The organism is Bacillus sp. LH1 (genome assembly GCF_057924895.1).
The window spans coordinates 4,478,832-4,501,278 of the sequence record NZ_CM175007.1 but is presented as its reverse complement, the minus strand read 5'-3'; the positions used below and the strand labels follow the sequence as shown (position 1 = coordinate 4,501,278).

Annotated in this window: 20 protein-coding genes and 1 other annotated feature; of the genes, 19 read left to right on the top strand and 1 reads right to left on the bottom strand. The window is 36.5% G+C overall.

Going from position 1 to position 22,447, the window contains the following annotated elements:
* Positions 1-218: 218 nt before the first annotated feature.
* The 17 genes from ACX9TM_RS23270 (at position 219) to dnaI (ending at position 18,781) form a co-directional block, all read left to right on the top strand.
* Entirely contained in the window at positions 219-680 is a 462-nt protein-coding gene (locus tag ACX9TM_RS23270) for a DUF441 domain-containing protein (protein WP_000625507.1), read from the top strand.
* 387 nt (positions 681-1,067) lie between these two features.
* A complete protein-coding gene (gene citZ, locus ACX9TM_RS23265) occupies positions 1,068-2,216 on the top strand; it encodes a citrate synthase (protein WP_000503652.1) in 1,149 nt (382 codons plus the stop codon).
* A 160-nt stretch (positions 2,217-2,376) separates the two neighbouring features.
* The gene (icd, locus tag ACX9TM_RS23260; protein WP_000206898.1) at positions 2,377-3,669 is read left to right on the top strand and encodes an NADP-dependent isocitrate dehydrogenase; all 1,293 of its coding nucleotides are present in this window, start codon (positions 2,377-2,379) and stop codon (positions 3,667-3,669) included.
* 19 nt (positions 3,670-3,688) lie between these two features.
* On the top strand, positions 3,689-4,627 hold the full coding sequence (mdh, locus tag ACX9TM_RS23255) for a malate dehydrogenase (protein WP_000153230.1): 939 nt from the start codon (positions 3,689-3,691) through the stop codon (positions 4,625-4,627).
* A 215-nt stretch (positions 4,628-4,842) separates the two neighbouring features.
* Entirely contained in the window at positions 4,843-5,316 is a 474-nt protein-coding gene (locus ACX9TM_RS23250) for a MaoC family dehydratase (protein ID WP_000914180.1), read from the top strand.
* A gap of 278 nt (positions 5,317-5,594) precedes the next feature.
* Positions 5,595-5,831 carry a hypothetical protein gene (locus ACX9TM_RS23245; protein ID WP_016125934.1) on the top strand — a complete coding sequence of 79 codons (237 nt, stop codon included), beginning with the start codon at positions 5,595-5,597 and terminating at the stop codon, positions 5,829-5,831.
* A gap of 162 nt (positions 5,832-5,993) precedes the next feature.
* Positions 5,994-6,713: a two-component system response regulator PhoP gene (gene phoP / locus ACX9TM_RS23240; protein WP_001065220.1), complete on the top strand. Its 720-nt coding sequence runs from the start codon at positions 5,994-5,996 to the stop codon at positions 6,711-6,713.
* Positions 6,706-8,469 (top strand): sensory box histidine kinase PhoR, encoded by a 1,764-nt coding sequence (phoR, locus tag ACX9TM_RS23235; RefSeq protein ID WP_001032102.1) that lies wholly within the window; start codon positions 6,706-6,708, stop codon positions 8,467-8,469. The genes phoP and phoR overlap by 8 nt, the downstream gene beginning before the upstream one ends.
* Positions 8,470-8,754: 285 nt before the next feature.
* Positions 8,755-11,388 (top strand): DNA polymerase I, encoded by a 2,634-nt coding sequence (gene polA / locus ACX9TM_RS23230; RefSeq protein ID WP_000412825.1) that lies wholly within the window; start codon positions 8,755-8,757, stop codon positions 11,386-11,388.
* A gap of 12 nt (positions 11,389-11,400) precedes the next feature.
* On the top strand, positions 11,401-12,231 hold the full coding sequence (gene mutM / locus ACX9TM_RS23225) for a DNA-formamidopyrimidine glycosylase (RefSeq protein ID WP_001114478.1): 831 nt from the start codon (positions 11,401-11,403) through the stop codon (positions 12,229-12,231).
* A 72-nt stretch (positions 12,232-12,303) separates the two neighbouring features.
* Positions 12,304-12,936, top strand: coding sequence for a sporulation membrane protein YtaF (gene ytaF / locus ACX9TM_RS23220; RefSeq protein WP_000281747.1), 633 nt, complete (start codon positions 12,304-12,306; stop codon positions 12,934-12,936).
* Between the two features lie 51 nt (positions 12,937-12,987).
* Positions 12,988-13,590, top strand: coding sequence for a dephospho-CoA kinase (gene coaE, locus ACX9TM_RS23215; RefSeq protein WP_000219314.1), 603 nt, complete (start codon positions 12,988-12,990; stop codon positions 13,588-13,590).
* 109 nt (positions 13,591-13,699) lie between these two features.
* Entirely contained in the window at positions 13,700-14,728 is a 1,029-nt protein-coding gene (locus ACX9TM_RS23210) for a glyceraldehyde-3-phosphate dehydrogenase (RefSeq protein ID WP_000198974.1), read from the top strand.
* A 390-nt stretch (positions 14,729-15,118) separates the two neighbouring features.
* On the top strand, positions 15,119-15,502 hold the full coding sequence (gene speD / locus ACX9TM_RS23205; protein WP_002003660.1) for an adenosylmethionine decarboxylase: 384 nt from the start codon (positions 15,119-15,121) through the stop codon (positions 15,500-15,502).
* Positions 15,503-15,785: 283 nt separating this feature from the next.
* Positions 15,786-16,247 carry a transcriptional regulator NrdR gene (nrdR, locus tag ACX9TM_RS23200; RefSeq protein ID WP_001203687.1) on the top strand — a complete coding sequence of 154 codons (462 nt, stop codon included), beginning with the start codon at positions 15,786-15,788 and terminating at the stop codon, positions 16,245-16,247.
* A 152-nt stretch (positions 16,248-16,399) separates the two neighbouring features.
* Positions 16,400-17,809: a replication initiation and membrane attachment family protein gene (locus tag ACX9TM_RS23195; protein WP_065381896.1), complete on the top strand. Its 1,410-nt coding sequence runs from the start codon at positions 16,400-16,402 to the stop codon at positions 17,807-17,809.
* Positions 17,810-17,842: 33 nt separating this feature from the next.
* The gene (gene dnaI / locus ACX9TM_RS23190; protein WP_000400104.1) at positions 17,843-18,781 is read left to right on the top strand and encodes a primosomal protein DnaI; all 939 of its coding nucleotides are present in this window, start codon (positions 17,843-17,845) and stop codon (positions 18,779-18,781) included.
* 31 nt (positions 18,782-18,812) lie between these two features.
* On the opposite strand, the gene ACX9TM_RS23185 is transcribed toward dnaI, so the two are convergent.
* Positions 18,813-19,010 (bottom strand): DUF4177 domain-containing protein, encoded by a 198-nt coding sequence (locus ACX9TM_RS23185; protein ID WP_000464456.1) that lies wholly within the window; start codon positions 19,008-19,010, stop codon positions 18,813-18,815.
* 234 nt (positions 19,011-19,244) lie between these two features.
* Between ACX9TM_RS23185 and ytxC the strand changes: the two genes are divergently transcribed.
* The gene (gene ytxC / locus ACX9TM_RS23180; protein WP_000569629.1) at positions 19,245-20,126 is read left to right on the top strand and encodes a putative sporulation protein YtxC; all 882 of its coding nucleotides are present in this window, start codon (positions 19,245-19,247) and stop codon (positions 20,124-20,126) included.
* Between the two features lie 31 nt (positions 20,127-20,157).
* Positions 20,158-20,386 (top strand) — a binding site (T-box leader).
* Positions 20,387-20,433: 47 nt separating this feature from the next.
* The gene (thrS, locus tag ACX9TM_RS23175) at positions 20,434-22,371 is read left to right on the top strand and encodes a threonine--tRNA ligase (RefSeq protein WP_000786083.1); all 1,938 of its coding nucleotides are present in this window, start codon (positions 20,434-20,436) and stop codon (positions 22,369-22,371) included.
* Positions 22,372-22,447 lie beyond the last annotated feature (76 nt).

Here is a 22,447-nt window from a genome sequence, read left to right as displayed (position 1 = left end):
TACCTGTTTCTAATTAGAAAAGAAAGAAGAGACGTCTGTTTTTTAAAATGTATACACGCTTAAATTTTTATGGTGAAAGTCTCAATTTATCATTTTAAAATACATAAAAAATGAAGTGATTCATGTTGAATAGGCATCGATATATCATGTATAACGATAGGTTTAAAGGTATTTTTGTTTGGAAATGAGTTCATTATTTTCAGAAAGGAAGTGCAAACATGATTAGTCAGTCAACGTTATTTTTATTCATACTACTTATTATAGGACTTATTGCGAAAAACCAATCGCTTACTGTGGCTATTGGTGTGTTATTTTTATTGAAGTTTACGTTTTTAGGAGATAAGGTCTTTCCTTATTTACAAACGAAAGGAATTAACCTAGGTGTAACGGTCATTACAATAGCGGTGCTCGTACCGATTGCGACGGGGGAAATAGGTTTTAAACAACTTGGAGAAGCGGCAAAATCTTATTATGCGTGGATTGCTTTAGCTTCAGGTGTAGCGGTCGCTTTGTTAGCGAAAGGCGGCGTACAATTGTTGACAACGGATCCCCACATTACAACTGCGCTTGTTTTTGGGACAATTATAGCGGTTGCGCTATTTAATGGGGTTGCTGTTGGTCCGTTAATTGGGGCTGGAATTGCCTATGCGGTTATGAGTATTATACAAATGTTTAAATAAGGAATTTTATAGTAATATAAAATTTTTGAATTCTTTCTGTTCACAAAAGTCAGATAATTGTTTATAATAGGATTAGAAACTTTGAAAAGTTACATAACAGCAGAGACTTTACACCAGATAAAATAAAAACAACATAAAACAATTTTATAATGATATTGTTTTATGTTGTTTTTATCATAAAACTCTTCGGAATGTATTTTCCTCACTAACTTGTTGTTTTGAGCGTGAGGATTCGGGGAGACATTCACGCTCATGCTTTCCATGTAAACAATGGACAATAAGAGGGGAACATCGCAACAAATTTGCATGATCGTGCATTTTGCTTGCCTAAAGAGTGAACGGGCGTTCATAATTCATAAGGGGAGCAAATAGATATAAGGAGCAAGGTTGGGAGAATTTTCAGGAAAAGGAGAGAATGTCATGACTGTTATTCGAGGTTTAGAAGGGGTAGTAGCAACAACATCATCTGTGAGCTCTATTATTGATGATACATTAACTTATGTTGGGTATAATATTGATGATTTAGCTGAGAATGCTACGTTTGAAGAAGTAGTGTACTTATTATGGCACCGCAAGCTTCCTAATGAAAAAGAACTAGCAGAATTTAATGAAATTGTATCAGAATACTATAAAGTTCCAGGTGAGATTTTAACATATTTGAAACAAGTAGATTTAAAAATTGCACATCCGATGTCTGTTTTACGAACTGCAATTTCCATGCTATCATTATACGATGAGAGCGCTGAAATTATGGACGAAAAGTCCAATTATTTGAAAGCGGTTAAATTACAGGCGCAAGTAGGAACTTTAGTTGCTGCTTACGCGAGAATCCGTAAAGGTTTAGATATTGTTGAGCCAAGAAAGGATTTATCATTAGCTGCAAACTTCTTGTACATGTTAAATGATCGCGAGCCAAATGAAGTTGAAATTGAAGCTTTTGATAAGGCGCTTGTACTTCATGCAGATCATGAGTTAAACGCTTCTACATTTACTGCACGTGTTTGCGTAGCTACACTTTCAGATGTATATTCTGGTATTACAGCAGCAATCGGTGCATTAAAAGGTCCTCTTCACGGTGGGGCAAATGAAAATGTAATGAAGATGTTAACTGAGATTGGTGAAGAAGAAAATGTAGAGTCATATATTCATAATGCTCTTCAAAATAAAGTGAAAATCATGGGCTTTGGCCACCGTGTGTATGAGCAGGGTGATCCACGTGCAAAACACTTACGTGAAATGTCTAAGAGATTATGCGTGCTTTTAGGAGAAGAGAAATGGTATAATATGTCTATCAAAATTGAAGACATTGTAACAAAAGAAAAAGGTCTTCCACCAAATGTTGATTTCTATTCAGCTTCTGTATACCATTGTTTAGGAATTGACCATGACTTATTTACACCTATTTTTGCAATTAGCCGTATGTCAGGCTGGTTAGCTCATATTCTAGAACAATATGAAAACAACCGTTTAATTCGTCCGCGTGCTGATTATAATGGACCAACGCATCAAGTGTATGTTCCAATTGCACAACGATAAGCGAATAACACTATTTTGATAGTGAAAATACGCTTTCAAAAGTCTGATTTTTTCGGAAAGATGTAATGATTAGAATATTTTAATTTGACTAACGGTTTGAACTGAGGGGTTATTCCCTCAGTTTCATACATATGAAATTTCAAACATGGGGGTTATCACATTGACGACAGGTGAAAAAATTACTGTAACTAATGGTGTTATGAATGTACCAAACAATCCGATTATTCCATTTATCGAGGGAGATGGAATTGGTCCTGATATTTGGGCAGCTGCATCTCGCGTACTAGAAGCAGCAGTTGAAAAAGCTTATGATGGTGAGAAGAAAATCGTTTGGAAAGAAGTGCTTGCAGGGGAAAAAGCATTCAACCAAACAGGCGAGTGGTTACCAGAAGAAACTTTAAACTTAATTCGTGAATATTTAATCGCGATTAAAGGTCCACTTACAACTCCAGTTGGCGGTGGTATTCGTTCTCTAAACGTAGCACTTCGTCAAGAATTAGATTTATATGTATGTCTACGTCCAGTTCGTTATTTTGAAGGTGTTCCTTCACCTGTAAAACGTCCGGAAGATACTGATATGGTTATTTTCCGTGAAAATACAGAAGACATTTATGCTGGAATTGAATATGCGCAAGGATCTCCAGAAGCAGAAAAAGTTCTTGCTTTCTTAAAAGAAGCAATGGGTGTTAATAAAATCCGCTTCCCAGAAACATCTGGTATTGGTATTAAGCCAATTTCAGAAGAAGGGACAAAGCGTCTTGTTCGTGCTGCAATTCAATATGCAATTAACGAAAAACGCTCTTCTGTTACATTAGTTCATAAAGGAAACATTATGAAATTTACAGAAGGTGCTTTCAAAAACTGGGGTTACGAAGTAGCGGAACAAGAATTCGGCGACAAAGTATTTACTTGGGCTGAATATGATCGCATTGTTGAAAAAGATGGTAAAGATGCAGCGAATAAAGCGATGGCAGACGCTGAAGTGGCTGGAAAAATCATCGTAAAAGATTCTATTGCAGACATCTTCTTACAACAAATTTTAACTCGTCCACGTGAGTTCGATGTTGTTGCAACAATGAACTTAAATGGTGACTATATCTCTGATGCACTTGCTGCACAAGTAGGTGGAATTGGTATTGCACCTGGTGCAAACATTAACTATGTGACTGGACATGCTATCTTTGAAGCTACACACGGTACAGCTCCAAAATATGCAGGTTTAGATAAAGTAAATCCATCTTCTGTTCTTCTTTCAGGTGTATTATTATTAGAACACTTAGGATGGAACGAAGCTGCGAAATTAGTAACTGCTTCTGTTGAGAAAACAATTGCTTCAAAAGTAGTAACTTATGATTTCGCACGCTTAATGGAAGGTGCAACAGAAGTGAAATGTTCTGAGTTCGCTAATGAACTTATTAAAAACATGGATGTAGCGATAATCAAAAACGCATAATTAAAGCGGGGGGTAAATTATGACAATCAAACGCAAGAAGGTTTCAGTCATCGGTGCAGGATTTACAGGAGCAACAACGGCATTCTTATTAGCACAAAAAGAACTTGCAGATGTTGTATTAGTGGACATTCCACAACTGGAAAATCCAACAAAAGGGAAAGCGTTAGATATGTTAGAAGCGAGCCCAGTACAAGGTTTTGATGCTAACATTATTGGAACATCTGATTACGCAGATACTGCTGATTCTGACGTTGTCGTTATTACAGCAGGTATTGCACGTAAGCCTGGTATGAGCCGTGATGACTTAGTAGCAACAAACTCTAAAATTATGAAAAGTATTACGCGCGACATTGCAAAACATTCACCAAATGCAATTATTGTTGTGTTAACAAATCCAGTTGATGCAATGACATATTCTGTATTTAAAGAAGCAGGATTCCCGAAAGAGCGTGTAATCGGCCAATCGGGTGTATTAGATACAGCTCGTTTCCGTACATTCATCGCACAAGAATTAAATCTTTCTGTAAAAGACATTACAGGATTTGTTCTTGGCGGACACGGTGACGACATGGTACCTCTTGTGCGTTATTCTTATGCAGGCGGTATTCCGTTAGAAACGTTAATTCCGAAAGAGCGTTTAGAAGCAATCGTAGAACGTACACGTAAAGGTGGCGGTGAGATTGTAGGCTTATTAGGAAACGGTAGTGCATATTACGCACCAGCAGCTTCTTTAGTTGAAATGACAGAAGCAATCTTAAAAGATCAACGCCGTATATTACCAGCTATTGCGTACCTTGAAGGTGAGTATGGTTATAGTGACCTTTACTTAGGGGTACCAGTAATTCTAGGTGGTAACGGAATTGAAAAAATTATTGAATTAGAACTTCTTGCAGATGAAAAAGAAGCGTTAGATCGCTCTGTAGAATCTGTACGTAATGTAATGAAAGTTCTTGTTTAATAATTGAATAGTAGTGAAAAAGATTCGGGATTCCGAATCTTTTTCTACTATTTACCGAATTGTTTTTTTGAAATAATATGAAAACGCTATCATTTGTAATATCCTATAATGAAACTGTAGATTTATACTATACATTGCCCTCATCATAGTAAATTTCGGATAAGGTATCGCTTTTAGTAGGGTAATAAGGTGAAAAAATCGGAGGGGGTTGTAACATGTTAAAGAAAAAAGTTCAAATTGGTCGTAAAATGGATGAAATTACAGTAGGAGAGAAATTATCTATCACTGAAAAAATTGAGGATAAAGATTTGTTATTGTACTTAGGGTTAACGAATGATGCCAATCCATTATATATTCAGCATGATTACGCATCCCAAACTCCGTATGAAAAGCCGATTGTACCAAGCATTATGCTAACGGGAATGATTACAACGGCGGTTACGAAATATTTACCGGGTCCAGGAAGTCATATTACGAGAAAGGACCTTACATTCGTGAAACATGTTCACCATTATGAAACGTTACAAATCCACTTTGAAGTTGTGGCTGTTTCTGAGGAGGAACATACAATTGATATGCTTGTATCTGCTCATGATGAAAAAGGAGAAACTGTTGTGAAAGGTTCATTAACAGTAACGCCACCTTTTAAATCAGTTTCTATTATGGAAAAAGCATTAGATAATTTTTAAAAAGATGAAAATATGAATAGCGCTAGCATACCTTTAATAAGGATGCTAGCGCTATTTTTAGTTGAAGAACCCTTCTTTGAACCCTTCAGCAAATTCTGAGCACCCCGTTTTAATCGTATCCCAGCTCGGAGCGTTAAAAGTAAGGATACATGTGACTGCTAAAGATAGAATGGATAGTATTAGTCGCATAATAGACCTCTTTATATTATTAATTTATATATTAAGATTAATAATATAATTATCGGTAATTGAAGTCAATTAAAGGAGTGGTTTTTTAGGTGAGGTGGAAAAGAGAAGACGTGATCTTTGAAACGGTAAGAGAAGCTGAAGTGTGGGTAGACGGGGTTGCGAATGAAATGTACGGGAGAGTATTTGATGGATATGAAACACCAGATTATAAAATAGCGTATGCTCTTTCGTTTTTCCTAGCACAAAATCAAGATTTTATAGTTCATACGGAAGTGAGCTTTAAAGAAGAGAGAGCAATCTATAAAGTTTGGCAAAATCCTGTGTAGTTGCAGGTGAATCGTAATTACTTCTATTTTCTCAATTCTACACAAACGATATCCATGAATAGACAATTATATTGAGAGGGACCTTGTTTTCTAGTATGATGAGAATAACGGGGAAAATACTAGGATGAAGAAGGTTTCAAGTCTATAACTTGGAGGAAAAGAATGAACAATCGTATTTTAGTAGTTGATGATGAGGAATTTATCTTAACTTTAATCGAATTTAATTTACAACAAGCTGGGTTTGAAGTTATAACAGCGATGGATGGAGAAATGGCGCTTCAAAAAGCGACAACAGAACGCCCAGATTTAATTATATTAGATTTAATGCTTCCGAAAATGGATGGTATGGAAGTGTGTAAAGAATTACGATTGCAGCGCGTTATGACGCCAATTTTAATGTTAACGGCAAAAGATGATGAGTTTGATAAGGTGCTAGGCCTTGAACTTGGGGCGGATGATTATATGACAAAGCCATTTAGTCCAAGAGAAGTTGTTGCTCGTGTGAAGGCGATTTTGCGTCGTACGAAATTACAACAAGAAGAACAAGTTGCAGAAGCGCCAGATGAAGATAGCATCACAATTGCAGAACTTAAAATTTTACCGGAATTTTATGAGGCTTATTTCCAAGGAAGAAAGCTTGAATTAACACCAAAAGAATTTGAACTACTTGTGTATCTTGCGAAAAATAAAAGTCGCGTGTTGACACGTGATCAATTACTAAGTGCTGTATGGAATTACGATTTTGCTGGTGATACACGAATTGTTGATGTTCATATTAGCCATTTGCGCGATAAAATTGAACAAAATACGAAAAAACCGACGTACATTAAAACGATACGTGGTTTAGGATATAAATTAGAGGAGCCAAAAGGGAATGAATAAATTTCGTTCCAGGCTTCTTTTTACATTTGTTTCTCTTATTGTATTTATTTTAGTTGGACTAGGTTTATTACTAGAAACTGTGTTTGAAAACTACTATATAGATCATGCTAAAGAGAGAATGGTAAAAGAGACAGAGTATGTTGCGACGTTAGCAGAAGAGCAAGGTTTTGATAATGTCTTAAAAAACCCATACATATTTGAAAAGTTAGAAGAAAAAATACCAGCTTCTATCGTATTTTTGGATGAAAAAAAGAAAGTTCAATATAGAAAAGGACAAGAATTGGCATTTAGTCCAGAGACGATTAAAGAACTTTCTTCGGAAGTGGCAAAACAACGAAGTAAAGTGATTACGAAAGAAACGGATCGAAAGAATGAATTTTATCATGCGGTGTTCGTTCAAGATGTAGAAGGAAAACAAGGATACATTTTGGTGAAAAGTATAATTGATCCTTTAAGAGACGTACATCAAAAAACGTGGGGATTATTAATTATCGGATTTGTCATTGCTTGTCTCGTAGTTGTATTTTTAGGTATGAAAATTACAGGGCAATATATTAGGCCAATTGAATCGGTTACGAAAGTTGCAATTGAATTGGCAAAGGGCAATTATAAAGCACGTGCATACGAAAGTCATTCGGATGAAACTGGAATGCTGAGTAAAGCGATTAATATTTTAGCTCGAAATTTACAAGAGATGACACTTGAACAAGAAATGCAGCAAGATCGTCTGCATACGTTAATTGAAAATATGGGAAGCGGAATGATTTTAATTGATAGCCGAGGATATATAAACCTTGTAAACCGCTCTTATAAGGAAACTTTCCACGTAACAGATGAAGAATATTTAGATCGCTTATATTATGAATCGTTTCATCATACAGAAATTATTGAGCTTGTAGAAGAAATCTTTATGACAGAAGTGAAAGTGCGTAAACAAATGTTATTGCCACTTGGAATTGAACGGAAGCATTTCGAAGTATATGGAGCGCCGATTATCGGGACAAACCATGAATGGAAAGGGATTGTTCTCGTATTCCATGACATAACAGAGTTAAAGAAATTAGAACAAATGAGAAAAGACTTTTTAGCGAATGTTTCTCATGAATTAAAGACACCGATTACTTCTATTAAAGGTTTTTCAGAAACACTCTTAGACGGAGCGATGGATAATAAAAAATTCTGCGAACATTTCTTGCACATTATTTTAAAAGAAAGTGAGCGCATGCAAGGATTAATTGAAGATTTATTAGATTTGTCGAAGATCGAACAACAAGGATTTAAATTAAATATGGGAACCGTTGATATGAAGGGGCTGCTTGAAGATATTCATATGGTACTTGATAATAAAGCAGGAGAAAAAGAAATCTCTTTACAAGTTAATGTATTAAAACGTGCCTCTGTTATTGGAGATCCAAGTCGTTTGAAACAAATCTTTATTAATTTAATTAATAACGCAATCGTATATACACCGGCTGGAGGCGTTGTTTCAGTAGAGTTAGCGGAAGATAAATATAATGCTTATATAAAAGTATCGGATACTGGAATTGGTATTAGTAAAGAGGAAATTCCGCGTATTTTTGAACGTTTCTACCGGGTGGATAAAGCAAGAAGTAGAAATACTGGTGGTACCGGCCTTGGATTGTCGATCGTAAAGCATTTAGTTGAGGCGCATCAAGGTACGATTACAGTAGATAGTGAAGTTGGAGAAGGGACAACGTTTACAGTTGTTTTACCGAAATCAGCAACTGAAAAATAGGATGAAGGATGTTTACAATATATTAACAATGGCTTAATTAAATATTAATAAAGCTCTGTTAATATAATACATGAAAACCCCTTCATCCAAGGAGTAATTTTGGACGAGAATAGTTAAGCTGTTCTCGTCACTTCCCTTTATGCCAATATAAGTCTGTTTTATATATGAAAGAAAATAGCCGTTATTTTTCTTCTCTCTATTAGTCATGTTAATATAGAGAGAGGAAAGGAACGGTTTTTTTCTGTGAAAAAAATCATTTCAAATTTGTATGGGGAGGTTTCAATTTTGGAAAAAAAGGTCGTATTAGTAGATGGTAATAATATCGCGTATCGTGCTTTCTTTGCACTACCGCTTTTAAATAACGACAAAGGTATACATACGAACGCAATTTACGGTTTTACAATGATGTTAATGAGAATATTAGAGGAAGAAAAGCCAACTCATATGTTAGTGGCGTTTGATGCAGGCAAAACAACGTTCCGTCATAAAACGTATAGTGAGTATAAAGGAGGACGTCAAAAGACTCCACCTGAATTATCAGAGCAGTTCCCGTTTATTCGTGAGATGCTGGATGCGTTCAATGTACCGCGTTATGAATTAGAAAATTATGAAGCGGATGACATCATGGGAACGTTAGCGAAAGAAGCGAGTGAGCAAGGGGCGAGTGTAAAAGTTATTTCAGGAGATAAAGATTTACTTCAACTTGTTTCTGATAACACGCTTGTATGTATTCCGCGAAAAGGGATTACAGAAGTGGATGAATATACGAAAGAAGCTTTATTTGAAAAATACAGCTTATCACCAAAGCAAATTATCGATATGAAAGGTTTAATGGGAGACCAATCAGATAATATTCCGGGTGTACCAGGAGTTGGTGAAAAAACGGCGATTAAATTGTTAACACAGTTTGGAACGGTTGAAGAAGTGTATGAAAATCTAGATCAAGTAAGTGGGAAGAAATTAAAAGAAAAACTGGAAGAAAATAAAGAACAAGCTCTTATGAGTAAGGATCTTGCAACTATTATTACAGATGCGCCGATTACAGTTCATGTGGATGATATGGCGTATAAAGGATATGAAGCAAGTGATGTCATTCCAATGTTCGAGAGTTTAGGATTTACATCTCTTTTAAATAAATTAGGCGTTACGCCAGAAGAAACAGCTCCAGCTGAATTAGATGATATTACATTTGATATTGTGGAAGAAGTTACAGAAGAAATGCTTCAGCAAGATAGTGCGCTTATCGTTGAAGTACAAGAAGATAACTATCATAAAGCAGACATTCAAGGTTTCGGTATTCAAAATGAAAATGGATGTTACTTTATTCAGACAGACATTGCTCTTAAGTCAGATGCTTTTAAAGAGTGGCTTGCAGATGGAGAGATGAGAAAGCATACATTTGATGCGAAGCGTGCAATCGTTGCACTGAAATGGAATGGGATAGATATGCAAGGGATTGACTTTGATCTATTAATCGCTGCTTATTTACTTGACCCGGCTGATACAGATAAAGATTTCCGTACTGTAGCGAAAATGAAAGAAACGCATGCTGTGAAATCAGATGAAGAAGTTTACGGAAAAGGTGCGAAACGTGCTGTTCCAGAGTTAAAGGTAGTCGCGGAGCATGTGGCTCGTAAAGTGCATGTATTATATGATGTAAAGCAAACATTCGTTGAAGAGTTAAAGAAGAATGAGCAATATGAACTGTTTACAGAGTTAGAATTGCCGCTTGCACGTGTATTAGCTGATATGGAAGTAAAGGGTGTAAAAGTTGATACAGAGCGTCTTCGTAATATGGGAGAAGAACTTGCGGGTAGATTAAAGGAAATGGAACAGGAAATCTATAAGCTTGCGGGAACAGAGTTTAATATTAATTCACCGAAGCAGCTTGGTGTTATTCTGTTTGAGAACTTAAACTTACCGGTTATTAAAAAGACGAAAACAGGTTATTCTACGTCAGCTGATGTACTAGATAAGCTTATGAATCACCATGAAATTATTCCAAATATTTTACATTATCGTCAATTAGGGAAACTAAATTCAACTTACATTGAAGGTTTACTGAAAGTTGTACATGAAGATTCATCTAAAATTCATACTCGCTTTAATCAAGTGTTAACGCAAACAGGTCGATTAAGTTCAACGGATCCGAACTTGCAAAATATCCCGATTCGATTAGAAGAAGGAAGAAAGATTCGTCAGGCATTTGTTCCATCAGAAGAAGGATGGATTATGTATGCGGCTGATTATTCACAAATCGAACTGCGTGTATTAGCTCATATTGCAAATGATAAAGGGCTAGTTGAAGCGTTCCAACATGACATGGATATTCATACGAAAACAGCTATGGATGTATTTGGCGTTGAAAAAGATGAAGTAACTTCAAATATGAGACGACAAGCGAAAGCTGTTAACTTCGGAATTGTGTATGGTATTAGTGATTATGGTCTTTCACAAAACTTAGGAATTACAAGAAAAGCAGCAGCGGAATTTATTGAAAAGTATTTAGAAAGTTTCCCTGGTGTACAAGAATACATGGAGGACATCGTAAAAGATGCGAAACAAAAAGGATATGTAGCTACATTATTAAATCGTCGCCGTTATATTCCAGAAATTACGAGTCGTAATTTTAACTTGCGTAGCTTCGCTGAGCGTACAGCGATGAATACACCAATTCAAGGTACTGCAGCAGATATTATTAAAAAAGCGATGATTATTATGGCAGATCGTTTAGAAGAAGAAGGATTACAAGCGCGTCTTCTTCTGCAAGTACACGATGAATTAATATTTGAAGCACCAAAAGAAGAAATCGAAAAATTAGAGCAGCTTGTACCTGAAGTAATGGAACATGCGATTGAACTTGCAGTTCCGCTGAAAGTTGATTATTCTTACGGTCCAACTTGGTACGACGCAAAATAAGGAAGTGATGAAATGCCTGAATTACCAGAGGTTGAAAACGTCAGACGGACACTTGAAAATCTTGTAACAGGAAAAACGATTGAAGATGTTATTGTTACTTATCCAAAAATAGTGAAACGACCGGATGATGCAGAAATCTTTAAAGAAATGCTAAAAGGCGAGAAGATTGAAAATATAAAGCGAAGAGGAAAGTTTTTGCTTTTATATGTAACGAATTATGTCATTGTTTCACATTTGCGTATGGAAGGTAAGTTTTTATTACATCAAGAGGATGAGCCGATTGATAAACATACGCACGTCCGTTTCTTATTTACAGATGGAACGGAATTACATTATAAAGATGTGAGAAAGTTTGGTACGATGCATCTCTTTAAGAAAGGTGAAGAAATGAACCAAATGCCTCTTGCTGACTTAGGTCCGGAGCCATTTGATGCTGAAATGACACCGCAGTATTTACAAGAAAGATTACAAAAGACAAATCGTAAAATAAAAGTTGTGCTACTGGACCAGCGTCTTTTAGTAGGGCTTGGAAATATATATGTAGATGAAGTTTTATTCCGTTCTCAAATCCATCCAGAACGAGAAGCTTCGTCTTTAACAGTAGAAGAAATTGAGCGAATTTATGAGGCTACCGTTACAACGCTAGGCGAAGCAGTAAAGCGTGGCGGAAGTACAATTCGGACGTATATCAACTCACAAGGGCAAATTGGTTCGTTCCAAGAACTCCTAAATGTATATGGGAAAAAAGGAGAGCCGTGCGTAACTTGTGGTACGATATTAGAAAAAACAGTTGTTGGCGGGCGAGGAACGCATTACTGCCCAATTTGTCAGCCTAGAATATAGAAAAGAGATAACATCGGATAGGCATTTGTCATATACATACAGCAGAGCTATGTATAAGGGAGGAGCTTACCGATGTACCTTTATTTATCTCTTATTTTATTAGCTTTTACATTAAGCTTAGATAGCTGTAGTGTAGGGCTAACATATGGTTTAAGAAGCGTAAGAATTCCACTAAGATCAATTATAATTATCGGAATGTGTTCAGCGGCTGTTATGCTTGTTTCAATGGGAATTGGACATATGATCGCGAAAGTATTTTCACCTGTTATCGCAACGCGTATCGGTGGGCTTGTTCTTATTGGAATAGGGATTTGGGTATTATATCAATTTTTTCGAAGTGAGAGAAAAGAAGAACCGAAGCAAGAGGAGAAGGTCTGGAAATTAGAGATTGCCTCGCTAGGCCTAGTGATTCAAATTTTACGGAAACCGACTGTTGCAGATTTTGATAAATCAGGCACCATTTCTGCAGGAGAAGCATTACTTCTTGGTATAGCTCTTTCTGTAGATTCATTTGGTGCCGGAATTGGTGCATCTTTATTAGGGTATGCACCCGCTATGATGGCGATATTAGTTGCAGTTATGAGTTCTTTGTTTTTATTTATTGGAATGAAACTTGGAACGGTTTTATCAAATATGAAGTGGTTACAAAAATTTACATTCCTGCCTGGAGTATTACTCATCATTATTGGAATTTGGAAAATGTAAGTATGGGCGTGGAACATTAGTTTCGCGCCTTTTATTATGAGGAGGATTATTATGACAGTAGTAATTGGATTAACGGGAGGCATTGCAAGCGGAAAAAGTACAGTGTCTCAAATGTTTCGTGAACTGAGCATACCAGTTATTGATGCAGATATTATCGCAAGAGAAGTTGTAGAGCGAGGAAAACCAGCATATAACAAAATAGTAGAAGTATTTGGAACGGAAGTGTTACAAGAGGATGGAGAACTAGATCGTCCAAAACTAGGAAGTGTCGTTTTCTATAATGAAGAAAAACGATTGCAGTTAAATAAAATTGTTCATCCTGCAGTGCGTGAGGAAATGAATAGGCAAAAGGAAATGTACATAAAAGAAGGTATGCAAGCGGTTGTGTTAGATATTCCTCTCTTATTTGAAAGCAAATTAACAAGTCTCGTTGACCGCATTTTAGTTGTAGCGGTTAAGCCGCATACGCAATTAGAACGTTTAATGAAACGAAATAACTTTTTAGAAGAAGAAGCAACAGCTCGTATTCAATCTCAAATGCCGTTAGAAGAAAAAGTGAAAAATGCAGATGAAGTGATAAATAATGATGGCACAATTATGGGAACGAAAACACAATTGCAGGTAATTTTAAAAAAGTGGAACATTATTGACTAAAAAATTGTGAAATTAATGAAAATGCTTAGTGACATATCCCCTTTTTGTGTTATACTATTATTGGGATTGGAGATAAATAGTATAACGCATTCAAGGGGGATAACATATTATGACTCGTGTGGCAATTAATGGATTTGGACGTATTGGGAGAATGGTATTTCGTCAAGCAATAAAAGAAAGCGCATTCGAAATTGTAGCAATCAATGCAAGCTATCCATCTGAAACGTTAGCACACTTAATTAAATATGATACAGTTCATGGCAAGTTTGACGGAACAGTAGAAGCATTTGAAGATCACTTATTAGTTGATGGAAAAATGATTCGCCTTTTAAACAACCGCGATCCAAAGGAATTGCCTTGGACAGATTTAGGTGTTGAAGTTGTAATTGAAGCAACTGGTAAATTTAATTCGAAAGAAAAAGCAATTCTTCACGTTGAAGCTGGAGCGAAAAAAGTTATTTTAACAGCGCCTGGTAAAAATGAAGATGTAACAATTGTAGTTGGTGTGAACGAAGACCAATTAGATATTACAAAACATACTGTTATTTCAAATGCATCTTGTACAACAAATTGTTTAGCGCCTGTTGTGAAGGTGTTAGATGAGCAGTTTGGAATTGAAAACGGTTTAATGACGACAGTTCACGCTTATACAAATGACCAAAAAAATATTGATAACCCACATAAAGATTTAAGAAGAGCACGTGCTTGCGGACAATCAATCATTCCGACAACGACAGGTGCTGCGAAAGCGCTAGCAAAAGTTCTTCCACATTTAAACGGAAAACTTCATGGTATGGCACTTCGTGTACCAACACCAAACGTGTCTCTTGTTGATTTAGTAGTAGATGTAAAACGCGATGTGACAGTTGAAGCTATTAACGATGCATTCAAAACTGTTGCAAACGGTGCGTTAAAAGGTATTGTAGAATTCAGCGAAGAGCCTTTAGTATCTATCGACTTTAATACAAATACACACTCAGCTATTATCGATGGTTTATCTACAATGGTAATGGGTGATCGTAAAGTGAAAGTACTTGCTTGGTATGATAACGAGTGGGGTTACTCTCGTCGTGTTGTAGATCTTGTAACGTTAGTTGTTGAAGAGTTAGCGAAACAAGAAAATGTGCAACACATTTAAGTGAATAAGGGAGGAGAGGGCAAGGCGATATTTGCCCTCTTTTTTTAATTTTTTCTGAAAAGGAAAAAAATTATATAAGTATATTTTAAAAAGTGGACATACCACGAAACGTTGTGATTACTGCATTTGTGAATCGTTTATTTTTTTTAGGGAAAAGTAAAGAGGAAAATATGACAGAAAATCGAAAAAACTGTTGTTGCAAAATGAAAATAAACAAAGTATACTAACACTCGTAAACTTAAGAGCTGAGGTACGTAGTCACTACTTAAAGGGTTAGGACCTCTCTGGACTAACTTTCCCCCGTGGTAGTGGAGCAAGCCAAATTGCAAATTAGTTTTCAATTCGAACAGTTAGAATAAATTTACAAGGGGGAACTGTAGAATGGATACTATGGATACGATGGGTCGTCACGTGATCGCTGAACTTTGGGATTGCGATTTCGACAAGCTTAATGACATGCCGTATATTGAACAATTATTTGTGGATGCAGCACTAAGAGCTGGTGCTGAAGTGCGTGAGGTTGCTTTCCATAAATTTGCACCACAAGGTGTAAGTGGAGTAGTAATTATCTCAGAATCACATTTAACAATTCATAGCTTTCCGGAGCACGGTTACGCAAGTATTGATGTTTATACTTGTGGGGATCGTATTGATCCAAATGTTGCTGCAGAATATATTGCAGAAGGTTTAAACGCGAAAACGCGTGAGAGCATCGAGCTTCCTCGAGGCACTGGTAGCTTCGAAATTAAGCAGAGAGAAACAAAAGCTCTTTAAAAAAGAACATAATTGATTTAAAATGTAAAGAGGTGTATAATGCACCTCTTTTTTAGTTTATAAAAAAGGGAAAATATAACGTACTCGTTAGTTGAATAAATTGGACTCTTGCAAATGAGGTAGTGCCCTATATACCATCTTATTTTTAAGGATGAGATGATAAAGTGATGCGCTGGAACTTAAAGTGGTAAGAGAGTTAGAATGAGTTATATAATATTGTATATATATTTTAGGTGAAGTGAGTAGAGAAAAATAAAGAGTATAGTGTAAAGGAGTGAATGAATTGCGTTGTCCATCCTGTTCTCATAATGGTACAAGAGTGTTAGATTCGCGTCCGGTAGACGAGGGGCGCTCTATTCGAAGAAGGAGAGAGTGTGAAAGCTGCTTAAGTCGCTTTACGACCTTTGAAAGGGTAGAAGAGTCACCTCTTATCGTTGTAAAAAAAGAAGGCACACGAGAAGAGTTTAATAAAGAAAAGATTTTACGCGGTTTAATTAAAGCGTGTGAAAAAAGACCAGTATCTTTAAGACAATTAGAAGAAGTAACACAAAGCGTGGAACGTGAACTGCGTAATTTAGGTATATCAGAAGTGAAAAGTGATATGATTGGTGAAATTGTTATGGAAGAACTTCGCGATATTGATGATGTTGCTTACGTACGTTTTGCTTCTGTATATCGTCAATTTAAAGATTTAAATGTATTTATTGAAGAATTAAAAGATATACTGCAAAAAGAAAGAGAGTAGAAGTTGTATTTTATTCTCTTTACATACCGTAAGTAATAGGATAAGAGAGCTAGAAGCGCAAGCTAATAGCTCTTTTTCACTAAGAATTTATATAATGAAGATAGAAAGAATGAAGTAGAGGATAGATTGGATGAGAGAAAGGAAAAGCAAGAATGGAAAAACAGTCATGGATGGAGCTATTGCCGATTGATCGTTATAAAGTAAGTGCGAAAGGACTACTGCACAATTACGACCGAAAAGTGTTAACGATGTTGTATCAGCCGTTAATAGGTAGTAGAGCTTTTAGCTTATACATGACACTATGGGGAGAGCTTGAGCAAGATCGTGTATTTGGAAAAGAGAATACGCATCATTCCCTTATGGTGACTATGCAAATGCAACTTCCTGAAGTATATGAGGAACGAGTAAAGTTAGAGGCAATTGGGCTTTTGAAGGTATATATTAAGAAAGAAAAAGATATTCGAATGTTCATATATGAGTTGCAACCACCTTTATCTCCGAAGCAGTTTTTTGATGATATTGTTTTAAGTATCTTTTTATACAATCGATTGAGCAGGACAAAATATAATCAAGTAAAGCAATATTTCTTAGAAGAAGAATTTGATTTTGCTTCTTATGAAAATGTTACGCGTTCTTTCAATGATGTGTTTGGTTCGTTTAATCCAGGACAACTTGAGCATGCGCAAGAAGACCTTCGTATTCCAAAAACGACAACTATGCCAAGTAACGAGAAGGGAGACGCTCCGAAAGTTTGGAATGATTTCTTTGATTTCTCTTTATTTGTAGATGGATTGTCCGCTCTTGTTCCTAAAAAGGCGATTACAGATCAAGTGAGAGACTGCGTTATAACACTTGCTTACGTGTATGGTGTAGATGTGTTATCGATGCAAAATATCGTTCTTGGTGCAGTGACAGAGATGCAAACAATTGATATGGAAAGGCTTAGAAAAGGAGCGCGCGATTGGTATCAATTTGAAAATGGTCAAGCATTACCGGTATTAAGTGAAAGAGTACAGCCTCATGTTGCACGTACGATGAAAGAGAAAGAGCCTTCATCCCAAGAGGAGATGTTAATAAAGCAGCTAGAGGAAATCTCACCAAAACAACTATTGAAAGAGATTTCTGGTGGTGCAGAGGCAACGAAAGCGGACTTGCAGATCGTTGAAGATGTCATGATTAATCAAAAATTGACACCAGGAGTTGTGAATGTACTTATTTATTACGTTATGCTACGCTCAGATATGAAACTTGCGAAAACGTATGTCGAGAAGATTGCTGGGCATTGGGCACGTAAAAAGGTCGGTACAGTAGCGGACGCGATGGCGTTAGCGAAAGAAGAGAACCGTCAATATCAAGAGTGGGCTGAGACGAAGAAAAAAGGCCGTACGGCGAAGAAAACGGTGCGGAAAGAAATGGTGCCAGATTGGCTTAAGGAAGAAGAGCCGAAAGAACAAGAGAAAGAAACAGTGAAGAAAGATGTAAGTGTAGAAAAAGATGCAAGTACGCTAGAAGATGAACGAAAACGACTAGAAGAAGTGTTAAAAAAATATAAGCGTGATTAATAGAAGAGAATGAACGCTCTTTGAGGTGAGAAAATGGAGCATATTCAAAATTCATTTGCAAAATTAATGGAAAATGAAAACTTTAAAAATAGATATGAAGTATTAAAGGCAGAAGTAATGGCGCATCCGCGTGTGAAAGAATTTATAGATGAACATAAGGGTGAAGTAACGACTTCTATGATTGAGCGCAGTCTTGTGAAGTTATATGAATATATTGGACAAAGTGTAGGTTGCGTGGATTGTCCGGATTTAGGCTCATGTAAAAATATGCTACAAGGGTACGAGCCAAAGCTTGTTATTCAAGGGAAGATGATTGATATTCAATACGATCGCTGCGTTAGAAAAGTAGCGCATGACGAGAGAAAGAAATATGAAAAACTTGTTCAAAGTGTATATATGCCAACGGATATTTTACAGGCAACTATGGAAAACTTAGATCCTTCTGATTTAAATGCACGTATCGATGCGATTGGTGCAGCGAATGAATTTTTAAGTACATATGAACCAGGTAAAAAAGCACAAGGTTTATATTTGTACGGTAAATTTGGTGTAGGAAAAACGTATTTGTTAGGAGCAATAGCGAACGAGCTTGCTCGAAAGAAAATAAGTTCGATGCTCGTATACTTCCCGGAATTTTTACGTGAAATTAAAAGTTCAATTCAAGATAATTCGATTGGTGAGAAGATTGATGCGGTTAAACGCGTACAAGTTTTAATGTTAGATGATATCGGGGCAGAAGCGATGTCAAGCTTTGTCCGTGACGATGTACTCGGTGCAATCTTACAATTCCGTATGTTAGAAAACTTACCGACGTTCTTTACGTCTAATTTTGATTTTAAACAACTGGAACACCATTTAACGTATACGCAGCGTGGCGAGGCTGAAGAAATGAAGGCAGCACGTATTATGGAACGAATTAAATATTTAGCGAAACCAATTCCGATTGGTGGGAAAAACCGTCGTCATAAGTAAAAGAGCAAGCTGAGAAGCTTGCTCTTTTGTATTATAGTGATATTTTCTTTTCAAATATGAGGTCGAAATATTCAGGTTGTCCAGAACTGCCAAACGTAGGGGCAACAATCTGTACGAACCTCCAGCCATCTCTAGCATGTTCTTGAATAATTTCTTGGTAGTCTTCAGCTGGTTTTGAGCGAGTGAACCCCCAATGTAATTCGACTTTTACGAATTTATATTCAAACATTCAGATACCCCCTTTTATTGATAAGTAAAGTATACAATAAAAATTCATAGTAGCTTGTATCATTTTTTTCTCCCTCCCTTAATATATATAAAATTAGCAAGCCATATTGAGTGGATTTTCTAACGATAGGAAATGTGATTCTACTAAGAGTGAAATTCACGCGGGACGGACTCTTATAGGATTTGTAACGTATAGATACAGTCCTTTAGAGCGGGGATAAAAGGGGGGACAAAAGTGATTGAAATTTGCTTCGAAGAAAAAAATGATGCTATGCACGTATATAGACAATTGCTGAAAAGAGCGGAAGTGTTATATAAGGAAACGAGTGTGTATTTACAGGAACAAAAAGTGGTGATTCACATACCAGTACGTGAATCGAATTATATTGAAAAAATCTTATTGCCAGTAATGGTGTATTTCATTGTGAATGTGAAACAAAATGAGTGGATTTATACGATTTTAAAAGAAAAGTTTTTTTATGAAGAACAAGAAGAGTGTCATCAAATATTGCACATGGCACATGAGATTTTAAAGGGAAGAAGAAAAGGTGTAGCTCAGGATTTAACGCGTAACGCATTTGAGTCATATATTAAGTCTTCTTTAAATAATTGGCTTTGTGATCCGCTCTCATTCTCGTTTTCATCATATATCCGTTTTCGTCTTCGTACATATAGGGAAATGGTGGCTAAACTTGCGGAAGTGGCAATTGATGAATATAAGATGGAGCAAGAATACCAAATGTTCATTGAGACGCTTCGGCAACAAGTAAGTAGCCGTAAATCACGTTTGTCTTGCGTGCATCTTATTTTTGATGAAAGCTTTATCTTTTATGATGATAAAGGTAGACGTTTAAAACAGGAGAAGTTGGTCCAATATATAGATGAGGAATTATTAAAGCAAAATGATGTATATATTGATACGAAAGTAATTGCGCCGCTTCTTTCTATTTCGCCTAAAAAGATTTATTTATATACGAAAGAACAAGACCATAATATGATTATTACTTTGCGAAATGTGTTCCAAGAACGGGTCCAATTACATGGATTACATGATTTTGAGCGCAATGTGAAAAATTTAAAAAATAAAGGTAACGCCCTTGATTTTCTAAGTTTTTGAGCATATAATTACCTACATAAATGAAATATATTGAAATGTCATGATGAGGACATGAGTAGTTTTCTACGATTTTCAGAGAGGGAAGCCTTAGGGTGTGAGCTTCCTAGTACGGGATTATTACTTACCACCTCTAAACTTTAGCAGTGAACGGTTTTTCTAGTAATTGCTAACGGACAACACCGTTATGTTGAACTTGAGCAATTAACAATTATGTTAATTGGAACAAGGGTGGAACCACGAATTCAACACTCGTCCCTTTTTACGGGATGAGTGTTTTTTATTTTGAGAAAAAGAGGAGTGACCAGTGATGGCAGATGTAGTTAAAATTACTTTCCCTGATGGAGCTGTGAAGGAGTTTCCAAAAGGCGTAACAACTGAAGAAATCGCAGCTTCTATTAGCCCAGGCTTAAAGAAAAAAGCTGTAGCTGGAAAATTAAACGATGAGATGATCGATCTTGTTACACCAATCGAAGAAGATGGTGCAGTTTCTATCATTACATTAGATTCTGAAGATGGCCTATATATTTTACGCCATTCAACAGCCCACCTTTTAGCACAAGCGTTAAAACGTTTATATAAAGATGTTAAGGTTGAGCTCGGCATTGGTCCAGTAATTGAAAATGGCTTCTACTACGATATTGATATGGAAGAAGCAATTACAGTTGAAGACTTCAAGAAAATCGAAAAAGAAATGCAAAAAATCGTGAACGAGAACTTAGAAATCGTTCGTCATGAAGTACCACGTGCAGAAGCAATTCGTCGCTTTGAAGAAATCGGCGATGAGTTAAAATTAGATTTAATTAACGATCTTCCAGAAGATGCAGTTATTTCAATCTATGAGCAAGGCGAATTCTTCGACCTTTGTCGTGGTGTTCACCTTCCATCTACAGGGAAAATTAAAGTGTTTAAATTATTAAGCGTTGCAGGTGCTTACTGGCGCGGCGATAGCAATAATAAAATGCTACAACGTATTTACGGTACTGCATTCGTTAAAAAAGCGGAATTAGATGAGCACTTACGTATGCTTGAAGAAGCGAAAGAGCGCGATCACCGTAAATTAGGTAAAGAATTAAAACTATTTACTAATAGCCAAAAAGTAGGACAAGGTTTACCACTTTGGTTACCAAAGGGTGCAACAATTCGTCGTATTATCGAGCGTTATATCGTTGATAAAGAAGCAAGCTTAGGCTATGATCACGTATATACTCCAGTACTAGGAAGCAGAGAGCTTTATGAAACTTCTGGTCACTGGAACCACTACCGTGATGGCATGTTCCCATCAATGGAAATGGATAACGAAGAATTAGTTCTTCGTCCAATGAACTGTCCTCATCATATGATGGTTTATAAAAATGATATTCACAGCTACCGTGAATTACCAATCCGTATTGCGGAACTTGGAACAATGCACCGTTATGAAATGTCAGGTGCGTTATCTGGATTACAACGTGTACGCGGAATGACTTTAAACGATGCGCATATTTTCGTTCGTCCAGATCAAATTAAAGAAGAGTTAAAACGTGTTGTAAACTTAACTCTAGAAGTGTACAAAGATTTCGGTTTAGAGAACTACTCATTCCGTCTATCTTACCGCGACCCAGCAGATACTAAAAAGTATTATGCGGATGATGAGATGTGGGAAAAAGCACAAGGTATGTTAAAAGAAGCTATGGATGAAATGGGTCTTGATTACTATGAAGCTGAAGGTGAAGCGGCATTCTACGGTCCAAAACTTGACGTTCAAGTTCGTACTGCTCTTGGAAAAGACGAAACACTTTCAACTGTACAATTAGACTTCTTGCTTCCAGAACGCTTTGAATTATCATACGTTGGTGAAGACGGTAAACAACATCGTCCAGTTGTAATTCACCGTGGTGTTGTATCAACTATGGAACGTTTTGTAGCCTTCTTAATTGAAGAATACAAAGGTGCATTCCCAACATGGTTAGCTCCAGTTCAAGTACAAGTAATTCCAGTTTCTCCGCAAGTACATTTAGACTATGCGAAGAAAGTACAAGACGAATTGCGTCGTGCTGGTATCCGTGTTGAATTAGACACTCGTGAAGAGAAGATCGGTTACAAAATCCGTGAAGCACAAATGCAAAAAATTCCGTACATGCTTGTAGTAGGTGACAATGAAGTAACTGAAAACGGCGTAAACGTACGTAAATATGGTGAACAAAAATCAGAAACAATCGCATTAGATGCTTTTGTTGACATGATTAAAGTAGAAGGAAAACGATAAGAAAAAGCCGCGGTATACCGCGGCTTTTTTATGTAATATACTTGAGAAAAATTAGAAAAAATAACCATGTAACACT